The following is a 6940-nucleotide window of genomic DNA, read 5'->3' on the forward strand; positions in this document are numbered from 1 at the left end:
GACCGTGGTTACAGGGTTTACGACTGCTGCGCAGCCGAACGGGGATAAATCCCCTCACCACAAAAATCCCGCCACATCCAAAATCAGTGCTTGCTACCGCCAGCACAGCTCGGCGACGCCGGAGCGCCGTCGATCTCTGCCCATTCCTGCGGGGTGTAGGTGTGCAGCGCCAACGCATGGAACTCGCCCATCAGCTCGCCGAGCGTGCCGTAGACTTTCTGGTGGCGCTTGACCCGGTTCAGGCCTTCGAACTGCGCGCTGACCACCACCGCCTTGTAGTGGGTCTGTGACCCGCGACTGTGCATGTGGCTTTCGTCCAGCACTTGCAGGTGCTCAGGCTGTAACAGGGCCAGCGTCGATTCGATGCGTTGTTGCATGGTCATCACGAACTCCGCTTACTTCTTCTTGGCTGGCGCCGCGGCCGGGGTCAGCTCTTTGGTCATGTCGTCGAGCAGCTTGTTGACCACAGGCACCGCGCTTTCCAGTTTGCCCTGGGTCATCTGCGCCGATTGCTGGGTCAGCTGCGGCATTTTTTCCAGGACTTTCTTGCCCAGTGGCGATTGGTAGAAGGCAACCAGATCTTTCAGCTCGGATTCGCTGAAGTTGCTGGTGTAGAGCTTGACCATGTCGGGCTTGAGCTTGTTCCAGCCGATGGCCTGGTCCAGCGCAGCGTTGGCCTTGGCCTGGTAGGTTTCGAGCACGGCTTTCTTCGACTCAGGCGCTTTGGTCTGTTCAAAGCGCTGGGCGAACATTTGCTGCACTTGCATGTACACCGGGGTACCCAGCTTGTCAGCGTGAGCCAGCGTCAGGAAAGCTTCGGCACTGGCGTTGTGGCTGGCGGTATCGGCAAGCACCTGGCCGCTGGCGCAAACCAGTGCAACCGCGGTACAGATGGCGCGAAGACGAGTCATCGAGTTTCCTTTAAGCAAAGCGAGGTCGAACCCCAAGGGCGACCATTCTGCGCCTAACAATCGCTGTGGCTCAACCCCCGGCCCTTGCCGCGCTTGATTGGCGGGGTTTTGCGGTCAACAATCGAGCCGATGGAACCACCCGGGCCGAAGCCGGCCTAAATTGCGCCAACAGACCAACAGGAGTGTGCACGATGAGCCGTATCGAAACCGACAGCCTGGGCCAGATCGAGGTCCCGGACGACGCTTACTGGGGTGCTCAGACGCAACGCTCGCTGATCAACTTCGCCATTGGTCAGGAACGCATGCCGCTACCGGTGCTGCACGCCCTGGCGCTGATCAAGAAAGCCGCCGCACGGGTCAACGACCGCAACGGCGACCTGCCCGCCGACATCGCCCGCCTGATCGAGCAGGCCGCCGATGAAGTGCTCGCCGGCGAGCATGACGAGCAGTTCCCGCTGGTGGTCTGGCAGACCGGCAGCGGCACTCAAAGCAACATGAACGTCAACGAAGTGATCGCCGGTCGCGCCAACGAACTGGCCGGCAACCCGCGTGGCGGCAAGTCGCCGGTGCACCCGAACGATCACGTCAATCGCTCGCAAAGTTCCAACGACTGCTTCCCCACTGCCATGAGCATCGCCACCGCCAAAGCGGTGCAGGAACAACTGCTGCCGGCGATTGCCGAGCTGTCCGGCGGCCTCGCTGAACTGGCGGCGCGGCACATGAAACTGGTGAAGACCGGGCGCACGCACATGATGGACGCGACGCCGATCACCTTCGGTCAGGAACTGTCCGGCTTCATCGCGCAACTGGATTACGCCGAGCGCGCGATTCGTGCCGCGCTGCCGGCGGTTTGCGAACTGGCTCAGGGCGGCACCGCCGTTGGTACCGGTTTGAATTCACCACACGGTTTCGGTGAGGCGATTGCCGCCGAACTCGCAGCACTGTCCGGTCTGCCGTTCGTCACCGCGCCGAACAAGTTCGCTGCACTGGCCGGTCATGAACCGCTGGTAACGCTGTCGGGTGCGCTGAAAACCCTCGCCGTGGCCTTGATGAAGATCGCCAACGACCTGCGTCTGCTGGGCTCAGGTCCTCGCGCAGGTTTCGCTGAAGTGAAGCTGCCGGCCAACGAACCGGGCAGCTCGATCATGCCCGGCAAGGTCAACCCGACCCAGTGCGAAGCGCTGTCGATGCTCGCCTGTCAGGTGCTCGGCAATGACGTGGCGATCGGTTTTGCCGCCAGTCAGGGGCACTTGCAGCTGAACGTGTTCAAACCGGTGATCATCCACAACCTGCTGCAATCGATCCGTTTGCTCGGCGATGGCTGCAGCAACTTCCAGCAGCACTGCATTGCCGGGCTCGAACCGGATGCCGAGGTCATGGCCAAGCATCTGGAACGTGGATTGATGCTGGTGACCGCGCTGAACCCGCACATCGGTTATGACAAGTCGGCGGAGATCGCGAAGAAGGCTTACAGCGAAGGGCTGACTTTGCGTGAGGCGGCGTTGCAGCTGGGTTATCTGACGGATGAAGAGTTCGATGCCTGGGTGCGGCCGGAGAACATGATCGAGGCTGGCGCCAAGGGCTAAAGCAAAAGATCGCAGCCTTCGGCAGCTCCTACAGGGAAACGCATTCCAATTGTAGGAGCTGCCGCAGGCTGCGATCTTTTGATCTTCAGGCCATGCGCATCCGCCGCGCCCTGAGCCCGGCAATCAACGATGGCCCCAACGCCACCAGCGCCGAACCCAGCACCACCAGCACCGCCCCGCCGTAGCCCAGCGTATTGATCTGCTCGGCATGCACGTAGTCCGGCCAGATCCGCGCCGCAATCGCCACCGCCACAAACGTCACCAACGGAGTGATCGCCAATGTTGCGCTGACCCGCGATGCTTCCCAATGCGCCAGCGCTTCGGCGAATGCGCCGTAGGCGATCAAGGTGTTCATGCAGCACGCCAACAGCAGCCAGCCCTGCAACGGGCTCAGGTTGAGCGCTTCCAGCGGATGCACCCACGGCGTCAGCAATAGCCCGCAGAAGAGATAGATCACCATCATCACCTGCAACGAATTCCACACCGTGAGCAATTGCTTCTGGCCCAGCGCATAGAAGGTCCAGACCGTCGACGCCAGCAGCACCAAGAGCACGCCGGCGGTGTAGTCGGACAGCGAGGTCAGCAGCTCGGCCAGACGCTGATTGAAGAACAGACCAAAGCCGACCAGCAACACCAGCAGGCCGATGCCCTGGCCGATGCTGAAGCGTTCCTTGAACACGAACAGGCTGGCGATCAGCAGCATGATCGGGCCCATTTGCACCACCAATTGCGCGGTGCCGGGGCTGAGCAGGTTGAGGCCCATCAGGTACAACACGTAATTGCCGACCAGCCCCAGCACCGCCATCAGCACCAGCCAGCCACCCTTCGGCCCGAGCACCTTGCGACTTGGCAGGCGCTTGACCGACGCCAGATAGATGAACAGGCAGCCACCGGACACCATCAGGCGAAACCAGGTCACCGTGACCGGGTCCATCACCTGCAATACCTGTTTGAGCTTGATCGGCAGGATGCCCCACAGAAACGCGGTCAGCAGCGCCAGGAACAGTCCGTACACCCAGCGCCCCGATGAAATGTGCATGCGAACCCCAAAAGCCTGCTGACAAGAACACTCATTCTAGGCGTCCGGCTGCGCACAACACAGGGACAGTTACCGGCAGGCCGCGAATGAAACTGTGCAGGTCGCAGCACTAAACCGGCGCGCCGCCGTTGATCGGCCGGGCAGGCGCGCCAAGTGCTTCAGGCATAAGCTGATTGCAGACTTTTCAACGCATTGATCAGGGAGACCGACATGTACGCCATGCGCGCCGAGGACAGCGCCCCCGCCACCCGTTTTCGCAGCGACCGCGTGTGTCGGGTCAATGGCGAGCTGTATTTCAGCACCCGGGAAAATACCCTTGAAGGGCCGTATGACAGTCAGGTGATCGAGCGGGAGATTCAGGCTTATATAGCGCGGATGCAGCGGCAGGGTTCCAAGGGCTAACCGTGTTGATCCCATCGCTGGCAAGCCAGCTCCCACAGGATTTTTGACATATACAAAACCTGTGGGAGCTGGCTTGCCAGCGATGGCGATCTGACCGACGACAACGAACGGAGGATTCAGCGCACCGCCTCAAACAACCCGCTCGCTCCCATGCCGCCGCCCACGCACATGGTGACGATGCCGTAACGCAGGTTGCGCCGCTGCAATTCCCGGATCAAATGCCCTACCTGGCGCGAGCCGGTCATGCCGAACGGGTGGCCGATGGAAATCGAGCCGCCGTTGACGTTGTATTTGTCGTTGTCGATCTCCAGCCGGTCGCGGCTGTACAGGCACTGCGAAGCAAACGCCTCGTTCAATTCCCACAGATCGATATCCGCCACTTGCAAGCCCTTGGCCTTGAGCAGTTTCGGCACCGAGAACACCGGGCCGATGCCCATTTCGTCCGGCTCGCAGCCGGCGACGGTGAAACCACGGAAAAACGCTTTCGGTTTGAGCCCCAGCTCCAGCGCTTTGTCCAGACTCATCACCAGTGTCATCGAGGCACCGTCGGACAGCTGCGAGGAATTGCCCGCCGTTACCGAACCGTCGTCGGCGAACACTGGTTTCAACCCGGCAAGGCTTTCGTAGGTGGTGTCCGGGCGGTTGCAGTCGTCGCGCTCGACGACGCCGTCGACAATCTGCACTTCACCGCTGTTCTTGTCCTCGACGCGGTATTTCACCGCCATCGGCACGATTTCATCATCGAACAAACCCGCAGCCTGAGCCTGGGCCGTACGCATCTGGCTTTGCAGCGCATAGCGATCCTGGGCCTCGCGGCTGACGCCGTAACGGCGCGCCACCACTTCGGCGGTCTGGCCCATGGTGTAGTAGATGCCGGGAGTCTGTTGCTTGAGCAGCGGGTTGATCAGGTGATCGGTGTTGACGCTTTTCAGGGTCAGGCTGATCGACTCGACGCCGCCGGCAACGATGATGTCGCTGCAACCGGAGGCGATCTGGTTGGCGGCAATTGCAATCGCCTGCAAGCCCGACGAGCAGAAACGGTTGAGGGTCATGCCGGCGGTGCCGGTGCCCAGGCGCGACAGCACCGCGACGTTGCGGCCGATGTTGTAGCCCTGCGCGCCCTCGTTGGAGCCGGCGCCGACGATGCAGTCCTCGACGCTGGCCGGGTCGATATCGTTGCGGGTCAGCAGCGCATTGACGCAGTGGGCCGCCAAGTCATCGGGGCGGGTCTGGTTGAACTTGCCGCGAAAGGATTTGGCCAGGCCGGTCCGCACGCTGTCGACGATCACCACTTCACGCATGGCATACCTCATTGTTGTTGTCGGTTGAGAGTGGACCTGAGCATAAGTCCACCTTCTTGCCGACCGCGAGGATCATTCACCCGGCGTATGCGCGGCCATCGCTTCAGTCCTTGTGCTTTTTGGCCTTCTTGTCGGATTTCTCGAACGCGTCTTCCAGCGCGCGGTTGATGGTGCGCAATACTTTCACCCGTGCCCAGCGTTTGTCGTTGGCCTCGACCAGCGTCCACGGCGCGATCTCGGTGCTGGTGCGATCAACCATGTCGCCGACCGCCCGGCGATAGTCGTCCCACTTTTCCCGGTTGCGCCAGTCGTCCTCGGTAATCTTGAAGCGTTTGAAGGAAATCTCTTCGCGCTCCTGAAAGCGCTCCATCTGCGTGTCCTTGTCGATGGCCAGCCAGAACTTGACCACGATGACGCCGGCATCGGCCAGTTGCTCTTCGAAGTCGTTGATTTCGCCGTAGGCGCGCAGCCAGTCGGCCGGGGTGCAGAAGCCTTCGATCCGCTCGACCAGCACCCGCCCGTACCAGGAGCGGTCGAACACGGTGAATTTGCCCCGCGCCGGAAGGTGTCGCCAGAACCGCCACAGATACGGTTGTGCGCGCTCTTCTTCGGTCGGCGCGGCGATCGGGACGATGCTGTACTGACGCGGATCGAGCGCGGCTGCTACGCGGCGAATCGCCCCGCCCTTGCCGGCCGCGTCGTTACCCTCGAACACCGCCACCAGCGCATGGCGACGCATGCGTTTGTCGCGCATCAGTCCGGACAGACGCGCCTGTTCGGTGATCAGTTGTTCTTCATAGTCTTTCTTGTCCAGACGCTGGGTCAGATCGAGGCTGTCGAGCAGGTTCAACTGATCGACCGGCGTGCCCAGCGGCGCGGCACTGACTTCGTGAGGATTGACGTCGGCACGCTTGAGCGCACTTTGCAGGCCTTCGAGGAGAATCTTGCCCACCGCCAGGCTGCGGTAATTGGCATCGACGCCTTCGATGACATGCCACGGCGCGTAATCGCGGCTGGTACGGCGCAGCACGCGCTCGCCGTATTTGACGAACTTGTCGTAGGTCTGCGACTGCTGCCAGTCCAGCGGACTGATGCGCCAGCTGTGCAGCGGGTCGTCGGCCAGCGATTTGAGCCGCGCTTTCATCTGCTTCTTGGACAGGTGAAACCAGAACTTGAAGATCAGAGCGCCTTCATCGCAGAGCATCTTTTCCAGACGCTCAGCGCCGGCGATGGCTTGGTCCAGACGCGGATCCTTGAACAGTCCGTGCACCCGGCCCTGGAGCATCTGGCTGTACCAGTTGCCGAAGAACACGCCCATTCGCCCTTTGGCCGGCAGCATGCGCCAGTAGCGCCACGCCGGTGGCCGCGCCAGTTCTTCATCGGTTTGTTGGTCGAAGGTGCGCACTTCGATCAGGCGCGGATCCATCCATTCATTGAGCAGCTTGACCGTCTCGCCCTTGCCCGCCCCTTCAATGCCGTTGATCAGGATGATCACCGGAAAGCGCTTCTGCTGCTGCAACTCGAACTGCGCTTCCAGCAAGGCTTCACGCAGCGCAGGGACCGCCGCCTCATAAGTGTCTTTGTCGATGGCGTGACCGATTTCAGCGGATTCAAACATGGGACGGCTCCTTCCAGGGATCAGCAAGACTAGCGGATGATTGCAGCACCTGAACAGATCGCAGCCTTCGGCAGCTCCTACAT

Annotated in this window: 7 protein-coding genes; 2 read left to right on the plus strand and 5 right to left on the minus strand. The window is 61.5% G+C overall.

The window, feature by feature from the left end:
* Positions 1–83 precede the first annotated feature (83 nt).
* On the minus strand, positions 84–383 hold the full coding sequence (locus F8N49_RS23680; protein WP_151552821.1) for a BolA family transcriptional regulator: 300 nt from the start codon (positions 381–383) through the stop codon (positions 84–86).
* Positions 384–395: 12 nt separating this feature from the next.
* Positions 396–911, minus strand: coding sequence for a DUF2059 domain-containing protein (locus F8N49_RS23685; protein WP_016770936.1), 516 nt, complete (start codon positions 909–911; stop codon positions 396–398).
* A 191-nt stretch (positions 912–1102) separates the two neighbouring features.
* On the opposite strand from F8N49_RS23685, the gene F8N49_RS23690 reads away from it, so the two are divergent.
* Complete coding sequence (locus F8N49_RS23690; protein ID WP_016770937.1) at positions 1103–2497, plus strand: class II fumarate hydratase; 1395 nt, start codon at positions 1103–1105, stop codon at positions 2495–2497.
* An 85-nt stretch (positions 2498–2582) separates the two neighbouring features.
* Here the strand turns inward: F8N49_RS23690 and F8N49_RS23695 are convergent, their stop codons facing one another.
* The gene (locus F8N49_RS23695) at positions 2583–3536 is read right to left on the minus strand and encodes a DMT family transporter (RefSeq protein ID WP_122746680.1); all 954 of its coding nucleotides are present in this window, start codon (positions 3534–3536) and stop codon (positions 2583–2585) included.
* Positions 3537–3746: 210 nt separating this feature from the next.
* Here F8N49_RS23695 and F8N49_RS23700 point away from each other — a divergent pair, with 210 nt between their 5' ends.
* On the plus strand, positions 3747–3938 hold the full coding sequence (locus tag F8N49_RS23700) for a DUF6316 family protein (protein ID WP_071173176.1): 192 nt from the start codon (positions 3747–3749) through the stop codon (positions 3936–3938).
* A gap of 116 nt (positions 3939–4054) precedes the next feature.
* Here the strand turns inward: F8N49_RS23700 and F8N49_RS23705 are convergent, their stop codons facing one another.
* Together F8N49_RS23705 and pap are read right to left on the minus strand one after the other, a co-directional pair.
* Positions 4055–5239 (minus strand): thiolase family protein, encoded by a 1185-nt coding sequence (locus F8N49_RS23705; protein ID WP_151552823.1) that lies wholly within the window; start codon positions 5237–5239, stop codon positions 4055–4057.
* 103 nt (positions 5240–5342) lie between these two features.
* Positions 5343–6857 (minus strand): polyphosphate:AMP phosphotransferase, encoded by a 1515-nt coding sequence (gene pap / locus F8N49_RS23710; protein WP_016770941.1) that lies wholly within the window; start codon positions 6855–6857, stop codon positions 5343–5345.
* Positions 6858–6940: the final 83 nt, after the last annotated feature.

The sequence above is a fragment of the Pseudomonas sp. GXM4 genome, from assembly GCF_008923895.1.
In the GTDB taxonomy this organism is placed as follows: domain Bacteria; phylum Pseudomonadota; class Gammaproteobacteria; order Pseudomonadales; family Pseudomonadaceae; genus Aquipseudomonas; species Aquipseudomonas atacamensis.

Excerpts from the sequence above, each read along its gene's own strand:
- pap (WP_016770941.1), bottom strand. The coding sequence starts at position 6,857 with ATGTTTGAATCCGCTGAAATCGGTCACGCCATCGACAAAGACACTTAT.
- F8N49_RS23685 (WP_016770936.1), bottom strand. The coding sequence starts at position 911 with ATGACTCGTCTTCGCGCCATCTGTACCGCGGTTGCACTGGTTTGCGCC.
- F8N49_RS23680 (WP_151552821.1), bottom strand. The coding sequence starts at position 383 with ATGACCATGCAACAACGCATCGAATCGACGCTGGCCCTGTTACAGCCT.
- F8N49_RS23695 (WP_122746680.1), bottom strand. The coding sequence starts at position 3,536 with ATGCACATTTCATCGGGGCGCTGGGTGTACGGACTGTTCCTGGCGCTG.
- F8N49_RS23705 (WP_151552823.1), bottom strand. The coding sequence starts at position 5,239 with ATGCGTGAAGTGGTGATCGTCGACAGCGTGCGGACCGGCCTGGCCAAA.
- F8N49_RS23690 (WP_016770937.1), top strand. The coding sequence starts at position 1,103 with ATGAGCCGTATCGAAACCGACAGCCTGGGCCAGATCGAGGTCCCGGAC.
- F8N49_RS23700 (WP_071173176.1), top strand. The coding sequence starts at position 3,747 with ATGTACGCCATGCGCGCCGAGGACAGCGCCCCCGCCACCCGTTTTCGC.